Raw genomic sequence first — 23,288 nt, 5'->3', positions numbered from 1 at the left:
TATTTTAACCTAAAAGTGCCAGCGTTATTTTAACTTCTAGCCCACCAAGTGGTGAGTTGTGCAACGATATTTGACCACCATGTGCTTCTACTATTTGTTTGCAAAGTGCAAGCCCTAAGCCCGAGCCGCCGTGCTCTCGGCTTCGAGATTTTTCAACGCGATAAAAACGCTCAAACAATTTTTGTAAGTCGTTTGGTAAAACACTTGGGGCTGAGTCTTGTAAAATAAGCTCAATGTTATTGGGTGTTTTGTTGGCAAGTATTATTACTTGCCCACCTTTATGCGTGTATCTGCAGGTGTTTTCTAACAGGTTTGAAAATAATTGCACAAGGCGTTCTTTATCGCCATTTATTATACATTTACCGGCTTTGGCTAAGCTTTTGCTATCTACATTTAATTCACGCTCTTTAAAGCGAGCGGTGTAGTTTTCAATTGATTGCTCAAAAATAGTGATTAAATCAATGCGCGCATTGTTATAGGTTAAATTAACGCTATCTGTTTGTGCTAGTTGAGCTAGGTCGTCAACAATATGACTTAAGTTATCTACTTGGTTTATGAGTAAATTAATACGCTTTGTGTCGGCTGTAAATACGCCATCTTGCACGGCTAGTAAATGCGAGCGTAGTACAGTAAGTGGGGTTCTTAATTCGTGGGATGTGTCTGACACCCATTGGAATCGCATTTGTTGGTTTTGCTCAAGCGTGTGGGCTAAGGCGTTAAAGTTGTTGGATAGGGTACCTAGCTCATCTTTACTAGAGGGGATGATTCTGCTGGCAAAATTTCCTTTTGTTAACTCATCGGTGCCAGTCACTATTTGCTTTATTGGTTTTATTAAATGGCGAGATAACACAATAGCCATAATAAATGCGAGCACAATAACGAGTAATGTGATCATAAAGTAGTTATGAAATTGCGCTGCTAAAAATGCTTTTACTGGGCTACTTTGCACAAGTTTTGAAGGTACTAAACCTATCCAGCCTATAACGTTATTGTTTAATAAAATAGGTTCTATATGTGGGTTGTCGTTTAAATTAGCCCTACCAATAACAACCTTTTTATTTTGATCATATAAACTTATACGTTGCCCTGTTTTAAGGGAACCTGCAGGTAAGTGTACCCACAATAAAGAAGGCGTTGCATTGCTGTTATTTGGTTTGGGTGGGGTGCTTGTGTGTTTATTCGCTTTGGGCTCGCCTGGCTTTTTTTGCGGCTCTACAATAGAGCGCCATAATTGCGTGCTTTGTGTAATGGGTTGCCAACTGCCTAATCCGCTATAAAGCTCAATAAGTTGCTGCTTAACCATTGCTACATGTTTTGTTTCTTCTTGTTCAACAAAGTCGTTAAAACCTGACGAAAAGGTCATGTATATAAACACAAACATAAGCCCAACAAGGGCGATATTAGTGATAAAAAAAGCTAAAAAGAATTTATGTATTAATTTCACTGATTGGCAAATAGTAAAGATCATGACGTTAACGTACCAAGCAGTATTGCATATTGATTATGTGCCTACAATTAGCGTATTTAGGGAGTTGCTTACTAAAATCCTTTTTAAGTAAGCTTTTAGGAATGTTGATTCTTGGGCTAGAACTTTATTTTTGCGGTATCGCCAGCACCCAGTAACTTATATTGTGGTTTTACAAAGCTTGCGTGTACTGCACCTAAACTTTTAGGGAACGATATGGCAAGCTCATCTATTGTTGTAAATGTGTGCTTCGCTTGAAAAACAATTTCTAGGTCGTGCGCTTCGTTGTTGCTGGTGGTAAAAGCGACGCGTTCAAACACAATAACTTGCTGATTTACACGTAAGCTCGTTTTTTGTTTAAGTGCATTTTTTACAAACTCTTCTTGTTGCTCTGCACTTAAGTTTGTAGGCATAAGCTTATCAATATCACCTATAAGCCATGCTTGCTCACTTTGCAGCGCTGAGATTAAATGCTCAGCATTAGTTAATACTTTTACTTCAACTTGCCCATCTCTTAAAATTACTTGGGCTGTTGTGTTTTTTAATACATGTGCGCTCACTTGAGCGCACATACTTGTTAAAATACACGCTAGCATTAGCCATTTTAATTTTTTAAAAAAATACATAATTACTACCTTTTATTGAAGCGGAGACCTTTTTGTTTATTGAGGTTGCTCAATAGTTACTTTACAAATAAGGGTGTTGTCGGTTTCTAAGTCTTCGCCCCATATGAATTTTGCGTTGTCATCCCAGTTAATATCGTCGTAACCGTCTTTTGGTCCTACATCGGCAAAGTTGTGCTCTACTGCATTAGCCCAATTCGTATCGTCAAAGTTACTTTGCAGCCAGTTAGTTGGTGCTTCTTTTGACATAAACGTACAAGCGCCTTCGCCCGCAACAGGGTTTGTTTCGCTTTCGCATAATTTGTTAAGCGGCGCTTTGTGAAGTATTTCGCATTTAAAGCTTTTATTGCTTACCGCAATTACTTTATTTGTATCGGTGTCGGTAAGTTGCATAATAAAACCGCCATCACCCATTTGCTGATTTTTAGCACCGATGTATTCAAGCCCAGTGTCGTTTTGCTTAAAGTCTTTAATTATTAAATTAAGCTCAATAGGGTAGTTTGCAGAAAACGTAATACTTTCGGCATTAAATGAGCGTTCTGTGGTTATTGGCACAGAATCTTCAACAAGTAACTGCTCGCCTATGTAGGCTGTAAACCAGTTATCAGCCCATGCTTCTAGCTTTAAGTTATGCTTGCCTGTAATGGCAGGATTTGTATTTTGCTTAGTGATTGTTGGAGTCAGGTGATTTGGTTGCGGACCTCTACAAAATGTACCTGTTTGAACTTTGCCACCATTACTGATAGTTTTTTGTTTAAAGTTATAACAGTTTTTTCCCTCTGATGCAGGGCTGTACGTAGTAAAGTAGTTTTCGCCTTTGTATGAATAGCTCATTGTACGGCTGCCTTTTTCAGAGATTGTGTGCGTTAAGTTTTCAACGCCTCCTTGTGGCGGGCGCAAGTCGGCTCTTATACCTTGAGTATCGCCACTCAATGGTGACACTCTTGGTAATTTTGCGGTATCTACTTCACCTACTAAGCACTGAATAATATACGGCGGCGTAGCTGATGTTTGGTAGCGATAGCCAAATGTGTCGTCGGCTTGCCCATTACATACATCAAGGTCACTTTTGGCAATTGCACTGCCGTCTGGGTTTTTACTGCCATAGAGCGGGTAACCATCGTAAGCCCAACCAATAATGGCATCGCTTGATTGGTTTTTCATTGTGTCAATCATACACGTTGGCGATACGTGGTAATGGTAGTCATCACCTCGTCCTGCGTGTCCGCCGCATATATCTAACTGTCCGAGTGCTAAAGTGTCGTGTTTCTCATCGTAGCTATTTACGTCTAGTTCGCCTTGCGAAGAATAGTCGTATATTGGTACGCCATTAACGGCAACACCTACGGCTGCATCAATTGTAGTAATTGCTTTCGCTTTTTTAGGATTTAGTTTTATAGGTGCGGCGTAGTCTTTAGCTGGAACGGGTATTTGCTCGTTAGTACCTATAATACCAGTCATTACTTCATGATCAGGATAAGTAGATGAGGCAATATAAGCATAGTGTTCATCGCACGTAACAGATACGCTTTTATCAAACCCTGCATGACTTACTGATTGTGTAATAGCATCGCAACGAGGTGATTTTACGTTAGCGGTTAAATATGATTTATCAGGCTTTGGTTGCTCATTTGGTTTTGGTCTTGCATTAGGTTTGTGCTCGGCGCTACTGGCGCTTCGCGAGTATTTAACCGTCATACTTGCAGTATCGAGAGTAATATCTTTTACAACGGCGAGTAATGCTGAGCGATCTACCTTTGTATCGCTATTAAAGGTAACCGGTGCAGATAACGCGTACACAGTATAAGTATAGCTTTTTTCACCCGGACCTTTAGAGCAAGGCGGCGCGTATTGGTTTAAATCGTTTACGCTATTAGAGCCTACTTCACCGAGAGTTTCGCCCGCTTTAATTTGTGTTTTATCGGCGGTAACATTGTACATGGTCCAATACCAATGCATTCCCTCTGGCGCTTTATGATCCATAATTAATGCATAATATTTGGTTGTGTCAGGTGCACCGCTCCAGTTAAGTGGAGGGCTAATGCTTTGCCCATCGCACGTATAAGTAATAGGCAAGTTACCGCCACCGCTTACCTTTGAGCTTGTTAGAGTAAAATCATTGAGGTTTGATTGTTGAAGTGATTGGCTGTTTTGCTCGTTGCAGGCACTTAAGGTTACACAGCACAGTGCACTGAGTAAAAAGGCATAGGTATTTTTCATCATTTAAAACTCCAAAGATTAAGAGTACATAGAAAGAATTAGCTATTACAGAGTGTAGTTCTCAAATGTAGGGCAATTATGTAGTTTTAAACTTTTTGTTTTTATTAAGGACAGGCGTTAAGTTGTGAGTTGCTTACGGGGATAAAAGACTGGGTATGAACGCTTGGTTATGGAAGGAAATATTAACTTAAGCATGGGCATTATTTTCACTCAGTTAAACAACGGTAAAACCCTTATTTTAAATAAGGATTTTCTCCCATTGCGACGACCACACAAAAAATTCTTAAATCTAACTCTAGCTGGTGATAACTCGGCTCCATATGGCAGCAAAGTTGATAAAAGCCTTTGTTGTGATCTTTTTCTTTAAAGTGGGCAAGCTCATGTACCACTAACGCTTTTAATAATGGCTCGGGAGCACGCAGTAAGTCGCTGTTTATCGCTAAATCGTGTTTGCGGGTTTTACCTTGCATTCGATACGTATGTGTACCAAGTGCATTAGTAACCATGTCGCCTTGCTTTTTAAATGCCGCACGGCCAAATGGTGGCGCATTTTTTAAATACTGTTTTTTAAGCTCGGTTGCATAGCTATAAAGTAGTTTATCGCTGGTAATAGTGTGTGCTTGCGGGTACTTTTTAAGTAAGTAGTCACATACCTTGTTGTTATTTATAAGGCTTAATACTTGCTCAACAATGTTAGCTGGGTAGCCGGTAAAGTAACGTGCGTATTCACTCATTATTATTTCTCTGTCGTTTTACTTTTAAAAAAGTGCTTGCTGGTGGGCTTCTTTTTCGCCAGTAAATGGGTTTAATGCTTTGTGATCATAACCTAGGTCCTTACAAAACTGCCTTGCTAATAATGGCGCTTCTCGGTTATCTGCCGTATGAAAAAACACATAAGGTGTTTTTCCTTCATCAAGCCATTGTTTTACTTTACTTAGCCACGGTTTATAAAAGGGTTTATAGTCGTTTTGTAAATCGGCTATAACAAAGCGCGCCATGGGTTGCGTGCTTGTAGCAATGGCATGCACGGGTAAATGCGGCTTTTTTTGTTGTGCATCTATTAGCGCTTCGGTTGTTGGTTTTACGGCAAAGAGGGCGCGAGTATCCATTGATATGCGATTTATGTTGTTTGCCATTAATAACTGATTAAGCGCTATTTCGGCTTCACCTTTTTGAAAAAACGCAGTATGACGTACCTCTACACCGTAATTAACCTCTTTTGGTAATAGGCTAATAAATTGGGCGAGTTTGGGTAAGTCGTCAGGGCCAAATGCTTTAGGTAATTGCAGCATGATTTGCCCAGTTTTTTCTAAAATAGGAGTAAACAAGTTTAGCCAATCAGTAAGCTCGGTTTGCACATTAGTAAGGTGCAATTCGTGGCTAAAGCGACGATTAAACTTAAACGTAAATTTAAAATCGTCGGGAACGCTGTTTGCCCAGCGCAACACGGTGCTTGGCGATGGGTCGGCGTAAAAACTGGTATTGCCTTCCACAGAATTAAAGTGTTGTGCGTATTGGCTAAGCATATCGGCGTTTTTACATTGGCTTGAAAATAAATTGCCTTTCCATGCATTGCTCGACCACTGTGGGCATCCAATATATAACATACAAACTAGCGCCTTATTATAAAGTGGCGATAGTGTAGCAAATAACAAAACGAGCTGCTGTAAATTCAAGGGTAAAAGCCGTACACGCCCTAGCATCTTAATGTTAGTTGAGTATAATGCAGAGCTTAATTTGATTATTTTTAGATTGCTAGCGGCTTTATTTGTATTGTGGTGACCTGTTTTTTAAATCACACGCCTTAAAACAAATAACTTTAACCGTTTAAGCCTTTTATCTGACAGGAAAACTATGCGCTCTATATATTGCGGACAGCTAAATAAAACTCACGTAGATCAAGAAGTAGAACTATGTGGCTGGATCAACAAACGACGTGACCTTGGTGGACTTATCTTTGTCGATTTACGCGATAGAGAAGGTTTAGTGCAAGTTGTATTCGACTCTGACATTGAAGAGCTAATGAGTTCAGCGAACACACTTCGCCAAGAATTTTGTGTTCAGCTAAAAGGCACTGTACGTGCACGCCCAGATAGCCAAGTAAATAAAGACATGGCGACAGGCGAGATTGAAATTTTAGGTACTGAGCTTAATATTATTAACCGCTCAGAGCCATTACCGCTTGATTTTAACCAAGTAAACTCAGAAGAGCGTCGTTTAAAGTACCGTTACCTAGACTTACGTCGCCTAGAAATGAGTGACCGTATTAAATTACGTGCTAAAGCAAGCAGCTTTGTTCGTCGCTTTTTAGATGAAAACGGCTTTTTAGACATCGAAACACCTGTACTTACTAAAGCAACACCTGAAGGCGCGCGCGATTACTTAGTACCGAGCCGTGTTCATAAAGGTAGCTTTTACGCTTTACCACAGTCTCCACAGTTGTTTAAGCAATTGTTGATGATGTCGGGTTTTGACCGTTACTACCAAATTGTTAAATGTTTCCGTGATGAAGATTTACGTGCCGATCGCCAACCAGAATTTACCCAAATAGATATAGAAACCTCGTTCATGAGCTCTGATCAAGTACGTGGTATGACTGAAAAAATGGTCCGCGAAATGTGGCAAACATTGTTAGACGTTGATTTAGGCGATTTCCCAATCATGCCTTACAGCGAGGCAATGAGCCTTTACGGCTCTGATAAGCCAGATTTACGTAATCCAATGAAATTAGTTGATGTTGCAGATTTAGTGAAAGACGTAGAGTTTAATGTTTTCTCAGGTCCGGCTAACGACGAAAAAGGTCGCGTTGCTGTATTAACTGTTCCTGGTGGCGCTAAGCTCTCCCGTAAACAACTTGACGATTACACTAAGTTTATTGGTATTTACGGCGCTAAAGGCATGGCGTGGATGAAAGTAAACGACCACACTGCGGGCGCTGAGGGCGTTCAATCACCAGTGGCTAAGTTTTTAAGCGAAGACGTAATTACTAAATTGCTTGAACGTACTAATGCACAGTCTGGCGATATCATTTTATTTGGTGCTGATAAACGCAACACAGTAAATGAAGCTATGGGCGCACTGCGCGTTAAGATTGGTGTTGATTTAGAAATCACTAACCTTAATAGCTGGGCACCACTTTGGGTTGTAGACTTCCCAATGTTTGAAGAAGATGACGAAGGCACATTACATGCTGTGCATCATCCATTCACAGCTCCAAAAGACATTAACGCCAGTGAGCTTGAAGCAAACCCAGCTGCGGCTATTTCAGATGCCTACGATATGGTATTAAATGGCTACGAAGTAGGTGGTGGTTCGGTACGTATTCATAATGCAGATATGCAAGAAACCGCATTTAGAATTTTAGGTATTAACGAGCAAGAGCAACAAGACAAGTTTGGTTTTTTACTTGATGCACTTAAATACGGCACACCACCACATGCTGGTTTAGCATTTGGCCTTGACCGTTTAGCAATGCTTTTATGTGGTACCGATAACATTCGTGACGTTATTGCTTTCCCTAAAACAACACAAGCGTCGTGTTTATTAACCAACGCGCCAAGTAAACCTAACCTTGATTCGTTAGCTGAGCTTGCAATTAGTGTTGTAGAAAAAGAAGTATCAAGCGAAGAGTAATTATTACTTAGCTTTTGAGCTGAATTTAAAAACCCTTAAGTTATATGCTTAAGGGTTTTTTTATGGTTAAATTTATAGCAGAGTGTGTTTTAAACGAATAGACGAAAAAGGAATTATTATGTCGATCAATGCAACCTTATTTGGTGAGTTTTTAGTTTTTATTATTGTGCTGTGTATTCCTATTTTTGCTGTAATTAGCTAAAAAATAGGTAAGCGTAAAAGTACTATGCCGGGTGTTTTAGCTTTTGTGGGTGGCTGTTTAGCGCTATTTCCACTACTTGCTTTGATTTTTATTGCAGTGCTTGCGCTTAAAAAAGATTTACCTAAAAGTAATGGCTACACGGGTTAAATTTAATAGGTGAATTGTGTTGTTAAGTAATAATAACCAGTATTTTGATGAACAATTTAATGCTTTACAGTACGCAGAGCAATTAACTGAAAACTCTGAGTTTGAAGAGTGTATATTTATCGATTGCGACTTTTCAGACGGGCAGTTTAAAAATTGCCGATTTATAGAATGTAGTTTTAAAAACTGTAATTTATCGTCACTAAAATGGAACTACAGTTCGCTTGAAAATGTAAGTTTTAGCCACTGTAAATTAAATAGTTTGCAATGGGCTGATGTAGATTGGCCAGCGCTAAGTATTAACGCATCGGTGAGTTTTAATTATTGCGAGCTCAGTAATAGTTCTTTTTTTGAATTAACTCTCAAAGCCCTCAAACTAACACACTGCTTTGCCAAAAATGTTGATTTTAGACACGCTGATTTAAGCGGTAGTATATTTACAGGAACAGATTTTCGCGATAGTGAGTTTTTTCAAACTAACTTAACAAAATGTGATTTTGTAGGTGCTAAAGCGTTTAATATAGATTTGAATAATAATATTTTAGCGAATGCTAAGTTTGATCGCTTCGAAGCACTTAATTTGCTTACCAGCCTTAATATAGAGCTGTGTGGTTAATTTAGTTTAATATGGTTACATACCTAGAAGCGACAGCTTAGCTGGGCTTCTAGATACTGCGTGACTGCGTAATTAACGGCTTGGGCCATTTTTATTACGTGCACTGGCAAGTTGTCTTGCAATTTCTAATAACGCAGGTGAAATATCTTCAGCGCCATCTTTAATTAGTTTTGTAACATCACCTGACGAAAACAAACCGTCACGTGGTGATTTAATACCTAACTCACGAACAAAATCCTTCGTTTTACCTGTGCTGCCTGTTTCAATAAACTTAAAAATAATACGTTCATTGTTGTTTTTAGCAGGTGCTTTTAGTGTTTCGATTTCGTCATGTATTGCAGTTAGTTTGTCTTCTAAAATTTCTATACGTTCTTGAATGCTATTGTATGATTTCATTTATTGGATCTTTTACTAAATATATTTAAACAATGGCGGCTATTATCGCATAGTTTGACAATAGAGAATGCAAAGCTATAAAGTAAAAGTTATTTTTAATTAAAAACAATAATTTATATAAATTTAAATATGCAAAAAACACTTAAAAAGCTTTTTATATTAAGCGCACTAGCTCTAAGCACATTAGTTATGAGCACAACAAGCTATGCAAATGACAACGTTATAACCGATGAAAGCCGTAATCGCGATATTCCTATCAATATTACATTGCCAGCTAATAATGCTAAGTGTACAGCGCAAGCAAAATGCCCTGTGGCGTTTATTAATGCGGGCTACGGTATTAGCCATAATGAATATACGTTTGTTAGTAATGCGTTTAATCAGCGCGGATACTTAACAGTAGCCGTTGCACATGAATTAAAAAGTGACCCTTACCTTAATCGTGAGCAACCTTACTTAACCACTCGCATGGAAAACTGGCACCGTGGCGTAGTAACGCTTAAGTTTTTAGTTAATGAGCTATCGAGTAAATACCCAGCGTACGACTTTACAAAGCTCGCCTTATTTGGGCATTCTAATGGCGGGGATATTTCGGCGTTATACGGCTCTATTTACCCTAATGAAGTAAGCCAAATTATTACTCTCGATCATCGCCGCATGTTGATCCCACGCAATAAAAACATTCGCGTACTTACGCTTCGTGGTAGTGATTACCCCGCTGATGCGAATGTGCTGTTAAACGATTCAGAGCTGGATAAGTTTCCTGTTACACAAATAATGATAGAAAAATCACGCCATAACGATATGTACGATGGCGGACCAATATGGCTGGTGGATAGAATGAGTAAAGAAGTAGAGGGATTTTTAGATAGTAAAAATTAGGTTTATAAAAGTTAAATCATAGCGCAGTGTTAGCTGCGCTATATTACTTTTATGGTAGTTACTCTACCAATTCACTTACAATAACAGGATTGTTATGTAGTGTTTTATGCACAGGACATTTGTCGGCTATTTCGAGTAAACGCTGGCGCTGCTCTTGTGTTAAATCACCGATTAAAGTGATTTTACGGGTAATGGCTTCTAGGTTACCGGTTTGCTCACAATCGTCGCAATCTTTGTTGTAATCTCGAGTGTGATCAAGTTCTACTTTGACATGCTCTAGCGCTAAGTTTTTACGTGTAGCGTACATGCGCAGTGTCATTGCCGTACAGGCACCAAGCCCCNATACGGATCGGGGCCTAAGTTTTTACCGCCTACCTTTATTGGCTCATCGGCAAGCCAAGTATGATCTTTGGTGCTTACGTGCTGAGTAAATACATGATCTTTTTCTTCAACAAGTACATTGCCACCCGTTAGGCTTGCGGCGTATTTTGTTTTGTCATATTTAACGTAGCGATTAGCCCACGTTGCAATAATTTCTGCAGCGTAGTCGGCATCGTTTTTATTAGTAAGTAAGTGATCGGCGTTATCTAGGCTAATAAAACTTTTAGGGTGCTTGGCTGATGCGTAAATTTTTTCGGCTTCGCTAATATTTACAGTTGCATCAATAGGGGAGTGCATTACTAATAATGCGCGCTTAAGCTTACTAATGTGGCTTTTATCGTACTTGGCTATATCGTCAATAAATTGCTTTTTAATGGTAAATTCACGACCAGCTAAGTTTACTTTAGCTTCACCTGCTGCGTTAATTTCATCAAGATGTGCTTCAAAGTTATGCGCTACGTGCTGCGCATCTGACGGTGCACCAATAGTTGTAATGGCCGATACTTCAGGAATGTGCTCAGCAGCAGCCAGTACCGCAGCGCCGCCTAAACTGTGGCCAATGAGTAATTGCGGCGCTGCAAAGTGCTCACGCAGATGATCAGCCGCTGAAACTAAATCTTGAATGTTCGATGAAAAGTTACTGTTAGCAAAGTCGCCATCGCTATTGCCTAAACCGGTAAAGTCAAAACGCAGTACAGCTATGCCTTGTTGCGTAAGTGCACGGCTTATACGTGTAGCTGCTGCTATGTCTTTTCCGCATGTGAAGCAGTGTGCAAATAGCGCGTAAAACTTAACGTCACCAGAGGGAAGTTCAAGTTGGCCGGCAAGTTCTAAATCGCCGCTTTTAAAAGATACTTTTTGTCGCATGGGGAGCCTTATTTACACAAATAAAATACATTATAGTAGTAGACCAGAGATTGTTACTAAACCTTGCAAATTCAACGTTTTTTATAAGTTGATCTTGATCAAGCTAAGTGGCGGTGGCTATGCTTTGCGGACATATGTCCTTATTTTTTTAAGGTCATTTGTCTATCCTCGCATAGCGCTATAATGAAGGCTTTGCTACTTTATCTTAGCTATTTGCTACTATTGAAGCAGTTCACTTCTCACAACCTATTCACTGGAACGTACAATGCAATTACCTACTGTTGATTATAAAGCTCCCGATGCGGCTGCACAATTTGTTGAATCATTAAGAAATACTGGATTTGGCGTTTTAAAAAACCACCCAATCCCACAGTCTTTAGTTGAGTCTATTTACAAAAATTGGCAAGACTTTTTTAACTCAGAGCAAAAGCAGGACTTTTTATTCTCTAAAGAAACTCAAGACGGTTACTTTCCGCCTTCAGTATCTGAAGTAGCGAAAGGCTTTACAATAAAAGACATTAAAGAGTACTTCCATGTGTACCCTAAAGGTCGCGTTCCTGCAGAGCTTGAAGCTGATGTACGTGAATACTACCGTTTAGCAAGTGAATTTGCTGGTACTTTACTAAGCTGGGTGCAGGCTGAATCTCCAGCTGATGTACGTGCTAAGTTTTCGATTGATTTAAAAGACATGATTGCCGGTTCTGAGCAAACATTGTTACGTATTTTACATTATCCGCCAATGACAGGTGATGAAGAGCCAGGTGCTATTCGCGCAGCAGCTCACGGCGATATTAATTTATTGACTGTATTGCCAGCTTCTAATGAGCCTGGTTTACAAGTTCAAAAAACAGATGGCGGTTGGTTAGACGTGCCATGTGATTTTGGCAGCTTAATTATTAATATTGGCGACATGCTACAAGAAGCGTCGGGCGGGTATTTCCCATCGACAATTCACCGTGTAATTAACCCAACGGGCAAAGCATCTACTAAATCGCGTATATCACTGCCGTTATTTTTACACCCGCATCCAGATGTTGTGCTTTCAGAGCGCTACACGGCAGATAGCTACTTGCAAGAACGCCTGCGCGAGTTAGGTGTTAAGTAACTCTTATACTTAGAGTAATTAAGTATAAATATAAAACGGCTTATGGCCGTTTTTTGCATTTTTAAGCAACTTGGTCACAGGTTTAATTTTATTAAGCTATGCTCAATTGCTCGCAACGTAAATAATGGCATGCATTCTTAGCTACTACAGGTATAATGCGCGCAACTGGCTAATGTAGCCTAATTTAAAAGAGAGTTTATATGAGTTTTGAAGGTTTAGGTTTATCACAGTCTTTGGTTAATGCGGTTTTAGAAAAGGGCTATGAAACGCCAACGCCGATTCAGGCTCAAGCAATTCCTGCAATTATTGAACGCCGTGATGTTATGGCGGCAGCGCAAACGGGTACTGGTAAAACAGCAGGTTTTACATTACCACTTATTGAACGTTTGTCTTCTGGCCCTAAAGCTAAAAGTAACCACGTACGTGCACTTATTTTAACGCCTACACGTGAGCTTGCTTTGCAAGTAAGCGAAAACGTTGAAGAGTACGCTAAGCATTCGGATGTGAGTTCATTTGTAGTTTACGGTGGCGTTAAAATTAACCCACAAATGCAGCGTCTTCGTAAAGGTGTTGATATTTTAGTAGCAACACCGGGTCGTTTAATCGATTTACATAATCAAAATGCCGTTAAGTTTGATAGCGTTGAAGTGCTTGTACTCGATGAAGCTGACCGCATGCTAGACATGGGCTTTATTCACGACATTAAACGCTTAATTGCTAAAATGCCTGCTAAACGTCAAAACTTGATGTTTTCGGCTACATTTTCAGATGAAATTCGTGCATTAGCAAAAGGGTTAATTAATGACCCAGTTGAAATTTCAGTTGCTGCAAAAAATACCACAGCTAAAAGTGTTACTCAGTGCGTTTACGCGGTAGATAAAACACGTAAAACAGCATTGCTAAGCCACTTGATTCGCACTAACGATTGGCAACAAGTGTTAGTTTTTAGCCGTACAAAGCATGGTGCTAACCGCTTAGTTAAACAACTAGAACGCGATGACATTGTAGGCGCTGCTATCCATGGTAATAAATCACAAGGCGCACGTGTAAAAGCGCTTGATGGTTTTAAAAGTGGTGAAGTACGCGTACTAGTAGCAACAGACATTGTTGCACGTGGTTTAGACATTGTTGAATTACCGCATGTTGTTAACTACGACTTACCAAACGTATATGAAGATTACGTTCACCGTATTGGCCGTACAGGCCGTGCTGGTGCATCGGGTCATGCAATTTCGTTTGTAACAACAGAAGATGCTGTTGATTTATACGGTATTGAACGCTTTATTGGTGAGCTTATACCGCGTGCTGAAGAAGACGGTTTTGAGCCTATTAACCCAGTAGCAGAGCGCGCATTAGATGCTCGCCCACTGCCGGCTAAAAAACCTAAGAAAAAGCAGCCTTTTAATAAGCCTAAATCTGATAGCAGCAAGCCTAACAGTAAAAAGCCGAACAATGGTGGTAATGGTACCGGCCCACGCCGAGGTGGTTCTAAAAAGCCAGCAGCTAAAACAGATGACAGCGCGCAAAACCCATGGGCAAAGCGTGAATCTGTTGGCGGTAATGGCCAACGCCGCCGTCGCACAAATAACGATTAATCATTATTAAAGATTATATTGGCGTTTAATTAATTTAGAATTTAGTTAAGTGCTGATACAAAAAAACGCGCTCCCTTCTTTTGAATAAATAGAAGTAGCGCGTTTTTTATTGCCTGTAATGTGTTATTAGCTGATTAAATAGTTAACACCTAAACCTACAAATAAAGTCACACTTACGCTAAGTAGTGTACCGAGCATAACGTACTCGGTAAGTTTTTTATCTTTACTGGCACTTAAATCGCCAAACCTAAATACCGATTTTGCGGCAAGTAAAAAACCAAGCCCTGCAAATTGGTCAAGCAATATAAAGCTCAGCATAAGTACGCGCTCCAACATACCAATGCTTTGCCCTGCAAGCACTAAGCTACCAGTACTTGAAAAGTTACTTGTTAAACGCTCTAACATCATTCTTATAAATACGGCGCTAGGACTCAAAATAATTAAATAACCACATACCACCCACAGTATTTTGGGATCAGTGAGCATATTATTAATTGCAGCCATAAAGCTACTGTTATCAGTTAGCCAAATACTGAGCGCAATAATAACGAGTATGTGCGCTATTTGATCAAGTAAAAAAGGCACCACGCCTTTATTAGAATACGATTTAGCTATATCAATAAAATAATGGCTCACCATAATGCTTGCCGTTGCAATTAAAACACTGCTTAGTTGCTGCCAGCCAAATGTGTATTCCCACACGGTAACGATGAGTGCACTTGTTACACCATGCACGAGTACATGAAAATAAAGCTTAGTGGCTTTAAAGTGACGAGTGTTTCTCTCGTTTACCCAACTCATAGGTTGCCAGTAAAAGTCAGCGAGTAAGTGGCCAATAATAAGTGCGACCAGTAAAAGTGAAAACGCCATTATTCACCTCCTTTAATTATATTTTTTATAACGTGCTGTGTGTGCTTAATGAAGCGCTCTATAAGTTGGTAATGCGCTAAATTTAGTAGTTTTGTTACATTTTCGCGACTTGTTTTAAGCTCTTTAGCTAGTGCCGCATGGCTGTTGTCTGAGGATGTTAAATAGACATACAGGGCATTTGCTTGTTTTTGTGTGATTTTAGTGAGCAATACGTCAGCAAAGGCTAAATTAAGATTTAAGCTTTCATCGAGCTGCTGCTCATTAATATTAAAAACAAAGCGTTGATTGCTTATTTTATCAAGGGCTTGCCCCGAAAGGGTAAAAGCAGAGCCGGTTGCTGTTTTTATATCGCTGCGTGGGTTATCTATTTGCCCAAGCGCTAGGCTTTGGCGTAGCTCATAACCTGATGATTTAAGGTGTAAATACACTAGTATAGCGTTTTTAAAAAGATACTCAGGGTTATTAACTTGTAACTGAAAGGCATCGCCTCGGTATATATTCCAAAGGGTTTGCTCACCCGAAATATTTCGCAAACTTTGCTCTAGTTGGTAAAGCATGGCATCGTATTGCTGCTTAGGGATGGTTTGCGATTTAATAATATCGCCGCTGATCACACCAATCATAAAAATCTCAAAATGGTTACTTTTTAATATGTAACCAATATTGGTTACATAAGGGTAAGTAACTAATTTAGGTTACTTAAATATAAATTGCAAGGTACACTTATTTTAATTGCTATTAATCCTCATTAGGACACTAAATGACTTTACAAAACGAGCAGCAAAGCACGAAACCACGAGTCGGTATTTTTGTTGATGTGCAAAATATTTATTACACGTGCCGCGAGAGTTACGGAAAAAACTTTGACTACAATGCGTTTTGGCGGGTAATGCAAGCGCAATACAATATTGAATGTGCTTTTGCGTATGCTATTTATCGAGGGGATGAAAAGCAAAATCAGTTTCAGAATATTTTGCGTGCGATTGGTTTTGACGTAAAGCTAAAGCCATTTATTCAACGTCGTGATGGAAGTGCTAAAGGCGATTGGGATGTAGGCATAACAATAGACATGTTAGAGCAGGGTAAAAATCTTGATAAGGTTATTTTGCTCTCTGGCGATGGTGACTTTGCCTTGTTACTTGGGCATTTAAAAAATCAATATAATGTACCGTGCGATGTTTACGGTGCTGACCGGTTAACCGCTGAGGTATTAAAACAAAGCGCTGAGCAATTTCATTTAATTGATAATACTTTGCTACTTTAATAGCAAAAAATAGTTAAAAAAATGCAAGCTAAGTGCCTGCAACATGAGAGATTTTAATACAAAGCCGTAATAGATGAATTAAGCCTTATATAGGCTTTTTTTATTACTGTAATCAATTGGGTTTGCTAAATGATTATGGTAATTTTAAAGCATAACGAGTTACCAAGGACTTACATGCTTCATTACAGCAACATGCCACTAGATAGAGGCTCAAATTTTCGTAAAGACCCATCGTGGCTTAAAGCGCAAATGTCGGCGCAAAGTAAATGGGTTTTAGTTAAAAATAATCAAACCCTATTTATTAAAGATACCCCTAAAGTAAGCTATTTAACATATCAACAAGTGGCACATTTAGATTTAACGAGTGCTATTTTTGTTGGTTTAAACAATGCTAAACATGGTGTGTTTGCACTGGATGTATCTGATCTGGATGAAAGCGTACTTATACCTTTAATAGAGGGCGCTCAGTTTTTTGATATTCGCCAATATGGGCCTCAAGTAACCATTAAATATGCCTCAATAGCGGCCCTTGCGAGAGGTTTATGTTATTGGCATGCCACGCATCGTTTTTGTGGGCGCTGTGGTAGTAAAAACCGTTCAGTGGAAGCCGGGCACTCTAGAGTGTGTGAAAACGAAAACTGTAAGCATCCTACATTCCCCCGCACCGATCCTGCGGTAATTATGGTTGTAACTAAAGTCTTTGCAGATGGAGTAGAGCGCTGTTTGTTAGGTCGCCAAGCTGCGTGGCCCATTGGTATGTATTCGTCGCTTGCTGGATTTGTAGACCCAGGGGAAACACTGGAACAAGCTGTTGCGCGTGAAGTTAAAGAAGAGGCAGGTATAGAGGTTGATAATGTACGTTATGTAGCATCTCAGCCTTGGCCGTTCCCATCGTCAATTATGCTTGGTTTTTTTGCAGAGGCGACATCTGAGGAAATTAACGTAGATAAAGAAGAGCTAGACGATGCAAAATGGTTTAGCCGTGAAGACTTAGCACAATTTGGTAATTGGCACGAAGAAGGTGAGCATTTAAAGCTGCCTAGAACCGACTCTATCTCTCGTTATTTAATTGAGCATTGGCGCACAAACCCTTAAGGATTAACAATGTCGAGTAAAAGTAATAAAAACACTCAGCTAGTGTCATCAGGACGCAAAAAAGCGTATACACACGGCGTAGTAAACCCGGTTGTACAGCGTGCATCTACTATTGTATTTGATACCGTAGCAGATTTAAAAGAAGCAGCTAAAACCCGTGGCGATAAAACGTTATTTTATGGGCGCCGGGGCACAACAACACACTTTGCGCTGCAAGAAGCGATTACAGAACTTGAAGGCGGCGAAGGCTGTGCACTATACCCGTGTGGCGCAGCGGCGATTAGCCAAGTATTTTTATCGTTTTTAAAAACCGGTGATCATATTTTAATGGTTGATAACGTGTACGAACCAACTCGCGATTTTTGCGATAAAATTTTAGTGGGACTGGGCATTACAACAACCTACTACCCGCCAACCATTGGCGCAGGTATTAAAGATTACATTCAGCCAAATACTAAAGTGTTGTTTTTAGAATCTCCAGGTTCTATTACGATGGAAGTGCAAGATGTGCCCGCTATGGTAAAAGTAGCCAATGAGCACAACGTAATGACCATGCTTGATAATACCTACGGTAACGGCTTGCATTATCGCCCGTTAGAGCACGGTGTTGATATTAGTATTCAAGCTGCAACAAAGTATATTGTTGGCCATTCAGACGTGATGATGGGTGTGGCTGTTGCTAATAAAAAGTATTGGCCAACCTTGCGCGAAAACTCGTACTTACTAGGGCAATGTACCAGTGCCGATGATGCGTATTTAGCGCTTAGAGGCCTGCGTACAATGGGTGTGCGTTTAAATCAACATGAAAAAGCAGCAATAGAAGTAGCTAAATGGCTTGAACAACATGAGCTTGTTGATCATATTCGACACCCTGCATTTGAAACCTGCCCAGGACATGAGTTTTTTAAACGTGATTTTGATGGCAGTAATGGGTTGTTTTCATTTGTGATGAAAACCGGTAATCAAAAAGCGATTGATGCATTTTTAGATAACCTTGAGCATATTAAAATGGGCTTTTCGTGGGGCGGTTTTGAAAGTTTAGTAACGGCTAATTTAACTATGAAAGGGCTACGTTCAAATACAGGTTGGGATTTAGGCCCGGTTATTCGCCTGCATATTGGCCTTGAAGATGTTGAAGATTTAATTAGCGATTTAAGCCAAGCACTTGAGGTTTATAAGCAGCATTTATAATTTTTAACGCAATTTATGCTGTTACATTTAAATGTATTGTTACAAAGCTCACCATTGGTGAGCTTTTTTTTGCTGGTAATTCAAGGTGTTTACACTTAGTGTGGATAAATACACAGAAAAGAAAAGTCATTAAGGATAGTCAATGGCAACACCATTACCGATAAACGTAGGGCGATTAACGCAAATAGCGGGATTTGAGCTTGTACGTATGTTTTTAACTAAACGTGGACTTATTGCATTAGCTGCCTTTGCATTGGTGTGGCTAATCATACTGCGCTACCCAATAGGGCAGGCAGTAGGCATTGTAAGTGCGCCCGATTTTGAGCAAATAGCCCGTGATATATCAGGTTCTATTGGTTTAAGTAAATTATTGGATTGGCCTGAGGCCGAATTTGCTATGTACTGGTTAATAGCCCTGTATAGCTTTCCCGTTTTTGGTTTATTTATTTGTAGCGACCAAACAGTAGGCGACAGAGAGCGTGGCACACTGAGGTTTTTATCACTGCGCTCCACTCGCTTTGAAATACTGTTTGGCCGTTTTTTAGGGCAGCTAGCGGTATTAGCCTGCTTAGTGGGCATTACTCTTGTGGCTACGCTCGCTGTACTAGGGTTTAGAGATCCAAGTTTACTGGCAGGTGGTTTTGCCCGTGCACTTTCTATATTTTTAATATTAGTGATTACTCTGTGCCCATTTGTAGCACTTATGACGTTAATAAATACTTTTGCTCGCTCATCGCGCTTATCTATTGTATTGGCAATTTTATATTTTGCAGCAGGCGGTATTGTAGTTGGTATATTGCAATGGCAAATACCCGCATTAGGCTTGCTTGATTATTTATTTCCGGGTGTGCAAATAGAGTTATTAGCGGGGCAAAATTTACCATTATTAAGCGCTGTTGCTATTCCCCTTGTACAAACAGCGGTGCTACTAAGCGTTGCTCAACGTATTTTTGCAAGGAGCTCACTATGAGACCATTAATTACAGCTAGCGGTTTGAGTAAATCGTATGGTGCAAAACTTGCGCTTAATAATGTGGACTTTGAAATTAACAAAGGCGCGCCAGTGGCGCTTGTCGGGCCAAATGGTGCGGGTAAAACTACCTTATTTAGTTTGTTGTGCGGCTATATAGCGCCAAGTAAAGGCAGCCTTGAAATATTAGGGCATAAGCCAGGTAGTGCTGCTTTATTTAATAAAGTAAGTGCATTACCGCAAGATGCACAACTTGACCCTCGTTTTAATATAGACAAGCAACTTGCCTTTTATGCAAAACTACAAGGTATGGGGGCAAAGCAAAGCCAAACTGAGGCGCTACGTGTACTTGATTTAGTTGGCTTAAAAGAAATTGCAAAGCAGCGTGCAGGGGACTTATCGCACGGTATGCGCAAGCGCGTTACGATAGCGCAAGCACTTATTGGCGCGCCACAAATTGTAATGCTTGATGAAGCAACCGCAGGGCTTGATCCGATTCATGCCAGAGAAGTACGTGAGCTAGTATCTGAATTAAGTGAGCAGGCTACATTTATTTTAAGCTCTCACGATTTAACTGAGCTTGAGCGACTATGCTCACAGGTACTTCATTTAGATAAAGGCGTACTAAGCGAGCACCAAACAAAAACTAATAATACCGATAAACACTTTTATACATTAATGCTAAGCGAGGCTTATCAGAATGTTGAGCAACAGCTTCAAGCAATTGCAGGGGTGAGCCGGGTGTATATGAGCCAACATAAAGAATATGTAGTTGAGTATCAGCCAACAGGTGAGCCGCTTGATATTGCACTGCTGAGTTTTTGTCATCAGCACAATTGGAAGTACAGGCAGTTAGTTAATGGTCACACATTAGAGAATCAAATATTTAAACAGGAGAAAGTATAATGGGTTTACTTAGCGGACTTATGGGTAATGCAAGCGAAGTTGACGATTCTGATTTAGAGAAAATCCTCGCCAATACATTAATTGACGGTGAACAAGTAGAAAAGGCATATAAAGTAGTACGTGATATGTTTATTTTTACTAATAAGCGTTTAATCTTAATTGATAAGCAAGGTATGACCGGTTCTAAAATGGAAATGGTGAGTGTTGCTTACTCTAAAATAACCAAGTTTAGTAAAGAGAGCGCAGGCCATTTTGACTTAGATGCCGAGCTAAAAATATGGGTTGGCTCAGATCCAACACCAATTAGTAAAGAGTTTAAGTCTGGCGATAATATTAACGATGTTTACCGTATTATTAGCCAACACGCGCTTTAATACGGTACATGTTTTAAGTAGTTGTTGACTAGATGTTGCAACTACTTTAATTTTACAGTTTACAACACTTCCTTACAATTAACTTAATAAATACAACTGGTTAGTTAAGTTTTCATTCAGTTTCCTAACGTTAGCATGTGCCTCGACTTTAGCAATACAGCTAGAGCATAAAAAGCAATGTACATAGGGAAGTCTTACAATGAAAAAATTAGCAGTTATTATTTCGAGCATTTTATTATCTAGCACTGCGGCTGCTGCAGACAGCTATAATTCAATTAGTAACCTAAGCTACAAAAATAGCGATAACAACGATACTGTTGCTGTAGATTCTATTTACTATTTATCTCCTAAAAAAACTTTAGGCCCGTACGATCAGTTTGAATACATCAATAAACAAACTAACGTATATGGTGGCTATGCTGATGACGACTTTGGCGATTTAACATCAGTTGGTGGTGAATACTTCATTAATGAATTTGTTGTTGGCGCATCTTACGAAAACCTAGACCCAGATTCAGGTTCTAACAGTGAGCTTTATAAACTGACGGGTGGTTACTTTTTCAACCCTGATTTACTTGCAAAAGTAACACTAGTTGAAAATAAAGACGGCGATGATTACGCATTATTTGATTTAGCTTACAACTACATGCTAAACAGCACTGATTACGTTGGTGTTACACTTACATCAGACGACGATTTTGATTACCGTGCAGTGGCTGCTAAATACTTTATTGATTTGCAGCAAGGTAACTACCTAACATTTGAAGGTAAATACGAAAGTATTGATGATGCAGAAAACCAATGGGTAGCAGAAACTAACTACTACTTCTCAAAAGCAACATCTGTATTTGCTAACTACAATAAGCAAGATACTTATAGCTTTGGTGCTCAACACTTCATCAATAAAAATATTGGTGTAAAGGTGGGTTACGAAAACAACGCTGATGATTCTGACAACGATGCGTACTTTGCTAACATGCGTTTTCAGTTTTAATTAAGTCCCGTACTTAGTTAATACAAAAGTAATATTAAAAAGCCCGCTAAATTTAGCGGGCTTTGTCGTTTTTAAACGTTTGAGCTTTCAACTATAAACTTTTACCAGCCATAATTACGGCCTTTATCATGCTCATCTAAATAACTCCTTTAAGTTATAAATAGAGTCGCCATGAATGGCTAAATTGTTATTAAAGCCATTAAGTGCAGTCGATGATAATAGCTATAAAATAGTAAGAATTGGAGTTGTTTTTGCTAGTAAACAATAGTTATTGGAAAAAACAGATAAAAATATGCACTGATACAAACCTATTTTTCATTATAAATACAGAAAAAATGAATTAAACAGAGTAATTTTTTTGAGAAATTAAAAAAAATTAGTGAGAGGAAATTATATTGATGAGGTTTATCGAATAATTCAGTTGTGTTCGATTTAGCGACAGTTTGTACCGTATTTGTTACTTTTTGAATTTAAATGATGACATGATATTGTCTTGTAGATTTAATGGATACTTTGTATTTACATTTGCATGTAAATTATTACAACTCCATTGGTTTTAATTTGACTTTTCGTTCAGTTTTTGTTCATTTTTCTGGCGTTAGGATGCGCCCCGACTTTGGCTAGACAGCTGAGGCATTAAAGTAATATTTATAGGGAATTTAAAATGAAAAAATTAGCCGTTATCATTTCGAGCATTTTATTATCAAGCGCTGCAACCACTGCAATAGCCGCAGATACTTACCAATCAATTAGCCATGTAGGATATGTGGACGTAGATGGTGATGACACATTAAGTGTTGACTCAACGTATTATTTTTCTCCAAAAGCGACTTTAGGTCCTTACGATCAATTTGAATACATCAATAAGCAAACAAATGTTTATGGTGCATACAGTGATAATGATTTTGTAGATGTTACTAGCGTTGGCGGTGAGTATTTTGTAGAAGATTTTGTATTAGGTGCACAGTACAATAATTTCGATAGTGATTTTGGCTCAAGCACGGATGTAATTGAACTTTCAGCTGGTTACTTCTTTAACCCAAACCTTGTATTAAAAGCAACGTTTGTTGATGTAGAAGATGCTGACAATCAATTTGTGTTTGACTTAGCGTATAACCACCAGTTAAACAGCACTGATTATATCGGCTTTACAGTAACAGCAGATGATGAGTTTGATTACCGTGCAGTAGCAGCTAAGTACTTTGTTGATTTACAGCAAGGTAACTACTTGACTGTTGAAGGTAAATTTGAAGATGTTGATGGCGGTTCAAGTAACTGGGAATTAGCATCTAACTACTATTTCAGCAAAGCAACATCAGTTTTTGTTACAGTTAATAAAAATGATGATTACACTCTTGGTGCTCAACACTTTTTCAACAACAATGTTGGTTTAGAAGCAGGTTACGGCAATAACTGGGATGATTCTGATTATGATGCCTACTTTGCAAATGTAAGCTTACAGTTCTAATTTAACAGAAAATTAGAATATGAATAAA

At 39.2% G+C, this 23,288-nt stretch carries 21 protein-coding genes and 2 pseudogenes; 14 read left to right on the top strand and 9 right to left on the bottom strand.

The features are described from left to right. Nucleotides 1-4: 4 nt before the first annotated feature. The 5 genes from L656_RS0115160 to L656_RS0115140 all read right to left on the bottom strand — a co-directional run bounded on the left by L656_RS0115160 (nucleotide 5) and on the right by L656_RS0115140 (nucleotide 5,915). Nucleotides 5-1,363 carry an ATP-binding protein gene (locus L656_RS0115160; protein ID WP_241763443.1) on the bottom strand — a complete coding sequence of 453 codons (1,359 nt, stop codon included), beginning with the start codon at nucleotides 1,361-1,363 and terminating at the stop codon, nucleotides 5-7. Nucleotides 1,364-1,584: 221 nt separating this feature from the next. Next, nucleotides 1,585-2,091: a hypothetical protein gene (locus L656_RS0115155; protein ID WP_024599832.1), complete on the bottom strand. Its 507-nt coding sequence runs from the start codon at nucleotides 2,089-2,091 to the stop codon at nucleotides 1,585-1,587. Between the two features lie 36 nt (nucleotides 2,092-2,127). Then, a complete protein-coding gene (locus L656_RS0115150; RefSeq protein ID WP_029750873.1) occupies nucleotides 2,128-4,311 on the bottom strand; it encodes a YHYH protein in 2,184 nt (727 codons plus the stop codon). 230 nt (nucleotides 4,312-4,541) lie between these two features. Continuing rightward, nucleotides 4,542-5,042, bottom strand: a complete 501-nt coding sequence (locus tag L656_RS0115145) for a M48 metallopeptidase family protein (RefSeq protein WP_024599830.1) — start codon at nucleotides 5,040-5,042, stop codon at nucleotides 4,542-4,544. A 24-nt stretch (nucleotides 5,043-5,066) separates the two neighbouring features. After that, a complete protein-coding gene (locus tag L656_RS0115140) occupies nucleotides 5,067-5,915 on the bottom strand; it encodes a DUF72 domain-containing protein (RefSeq protein ID WP_024599829.1) in 849 nt (282 codons plus the stop codon). Nucleotides 5,916-6,162: 247 nt separating this feature from the next. Between L656_RS0115140 and aspS the strand changes: the two genes are divergently transcribed. From aspS to L656_RS0115125, 3 genes and pseudogenes are all read left to right on the top strand, one after another. After that, a complete protein-coding gene (aspS, locus tag L656_RS0115135) occupies nucleotides 6,163-7,941 on the top strand; it encodes an aspartate--tRNA ligase (protein ID WP_024599828.1) in 1,779 nt (592 codons plus the stop codon). A gap of 118 nt (nucleotides 7,942-8,059) precedes the next feature. Continuing rightward, a pseudogene (locus tag L656_RS01000000122335) lies at nucleotides 8,060-8,290 on the top strand (hypothetical protein). 16 nt (nucleotides 8,291-8,306) lie between these two features. Further along, complete coding sequence (locus L656_RS0115125; protein WP_024599827.1) at nucleotides 8,307-8,903, top strand: pentapeptide repeat-containing protein; 597 nt, start codon at nucleotides 8,307-8,309, stop codon at nucleotides 8,901-8,903. Nucleotides 8,904-8,975: 72 nt separating this feature from the next. Here the strand turns inward: L656_RS0115125 and L656_RS0115120 are convergent, their stop codons facing one another. Next, entirely contained in the window at nucleotides 8,976-9,299 is a 324-nt protein-coding gene (locus L656_RS0115120) for a hypothetical protein (RefSeq protein ID WP_010555318.1), read from the bottom strand. Nucleotides 9,300-9,428: 129 nt separating this feature from the next. On the opposite strand from L656_RS0115120, the gene L656_RS0115115 reads away from it, so the two are divergent. Further along, a complete protein-coding gene (locus L656_RS0115115; RefSeq protein ID WP_024599826.1) occupies nucleotides 9,429-10,181 on the top strand; it encodes an alpha/beta hydrolase in 753 nt (250 codons plus the stop codon). A 58-nt stretch (nucleotides 10,182-10,239) separates the two neighbouring features. On the opposite strand, the pseudogene L656_RS01000000122330 reads toward L656_RS0115115, so the two are convergent. Further along, nucleotides 10,240-11,429 (bottom strand): annotated as a pseudogene (locus tag L656_RS01000000122330) (bifunctional alpha/beta hydrolase/OsmC family protein). Nucleotides 11,430-11,694: 265 nt separating this feature from the next. On the opposite strand from L656_RS01000000122330, the gene L656_RS0115105 reads away from it, so the two are divergent. Then, on the top strand, nucleotides 11,695-12,534 hold the full coding sequence (locus L656_RS0115105; protein WP_024599825.1) for an isopenicillin N synthase family dioxygenase: 840 nt from the start codon (nucleotides 11,695-11,697) through the stop codon (nucleotides 12,532-12,534). A gap of 200 nt (nucleotides 12,535-12,734) precedes the next feature. Next, nucleotides 12,735-14,129 (top strand): DEAD/DEAH box helicase, encoded by a 1,395-nt coding sequence (locus L656_RS0115100; protein ID WP_008172585.1) that lies wholly within the window; start codon nucleotides 12,735-12,737, stop codon nucleotides 14,127-14,129. Between the two features lie 126 nt (nucleotides 14,130-14,255). Here the strand turns inward: L656_RS0115100 and L656_RS0115095 are convergent, their stop codons facing one another. Then, nucleotides 14,256-14,999 carry a DUF3307 domain-containing protein gene (locus tag L656_RS0115095; RefSeq protein ID WP_024599824.1) on the bottom strand — a complete coding sequence of 248 codons (744 nt, stop codon included), beginning with the start codon at nucleotides 14,997-14,999 and terminating at the stop codon, nucleotides 14,256-14,258. After that, a complete protein-coding gene (locus tag L656_RS0115090; RefSeq protein ID WP_024599823.1) occupies nucleotides 14,999-15,622 on the bottom strand; it encodes a hypothetical protein in 624 nt (207 codons plus the stop codon). Before L656_RS0115090 ends, L656_RS0115095 begins: the two co-directional genes overlap by 1 nt. Before the next feature lie 137 nt (nucleotides 15,623-15,759). Between L656_RS0115090 and L656_RS0115085 the strand changes: the two genes are divergently transcribed. The 8 genes from L656_RS0115085 to L656_RS0115050 all read left to right on the top strand — a co-directional run bounded on the left by L656_RS0115085 (nucleotide 15,760) and on the right by L656_RS0115050 (nucleotide 23,260). Further along, nucleotides 15,760-16,263, top strand: a complete 504-nt coding sequence (locus tag L656_RS0115085; protein WP_024594121.1) for a LabA-like NYN domain-containing protein — start codon at nucleotides 15,760-15,762, stop codon at nucleotides 16,261-16,263. Nucleotides 16,264-16,437: 174 nt separating this feature from the next. Beyond that, on the top strand, nucleotides 16,438-17,358 hold the full coding sequence (nudC, locus tag L656_RS0115080; protein ID WP_024599822.1) for an NAD(+) diphosphatase: 921 nt from the start codon (nucleotides 16,438-16,440) through the stop codon (nucleotides 17,356-17,358). A gap of 9 nt (nucleotides 17,359-17,367) precedes the next feature. Continuing rightward, entirely contained in the window at nucleotides 17,368-18,549 is a 1,182-nt protein-coding gene (locus L656_RS0115075; protein WP_024599821.1) for a cystathionine beta-lyase, read from the top strand. A 142-nt stretch (nucleotides 18,550-18,691) separates the two neighbouring features. Further along, entirely contained in the window at nucleotides 18,692-19,519 is an 828-nt protein-coding gene (locus L656_RS0115070) for an ABC transporter permease (RefSeq protein ID WP_024599820.1), read from the top strand. Then, the gene (locus L656_RS0115065; RefSeq protein WP_024599819.1) at nucleotides 19,516-20,424 is read left to right on the top strand and encodes an ABC transporter ATP-binding protein; all 909 of its coding nucleotides are present in this window, start codon (nucleotides 19,516-19,518) and stop codon (nucleotides 20,422-20,424) included. The genes L656_RS0115070 and L656_RS0115065 overlap by 4 nt, the downstream gene beginning before the upstream one ends. Then, nucleotides 20,424-20,798: a PH domain-containing protein gene (locus tag L656_RS0115060; RefSeq protein WP_024599818.1), complete on the top strand. Its 375-nt coding sequence runs from the start codon at nucleotides 20,424-20,426 to the stop codon at nucleotides 20,796-20,798. The genes L656_RS0115065 and L656_RS0115060 overlap by 1 nt, the downstream gene beginning before the upstream one ends. A 199-nt stretch (nucleotides 20,799-20,997) precedes the next feature. Further along, a complete protein-coding gene (locus tag L656_RS0115055; protein ID WP_002962833.1) occupies nucleotides 20,998-21,792 on the top strand; it encodes a putative porin in 795 nt (264 codons plus the stop codon). A gap of 664 nt (nucleotides 21,793-22,456) precedes the next feature. Then, complete coding sequence (locus tag L656_RS0115050; RefSeq protein ID WP_024599817.1) at nucleotides 22,457-23,260, top strand: putative porin; 804 nt, start codon at nucleotides 22,457-22,459, stop codon at nucleotides 23,258-23,260. The last annotated feature ends 28 nt before the right edge of the window (nucleotides 23,261-23,288 follow it).

It is taken from the genome of Pseudoalteromonas sp. TAE56 (genome assembly GCF_000497955.1).
Lineage (GTDB): Bacteria > Pseudomonadota > Gammaproteobacteria > Enterobacterales > Alteromonadaceae > Pseudoalteromonas.
The sequence above is the reverse complement of the archived record's forward strand: the minus strand, read 5'-3'. Positions and strand labels throughout refer to the sequence as shown.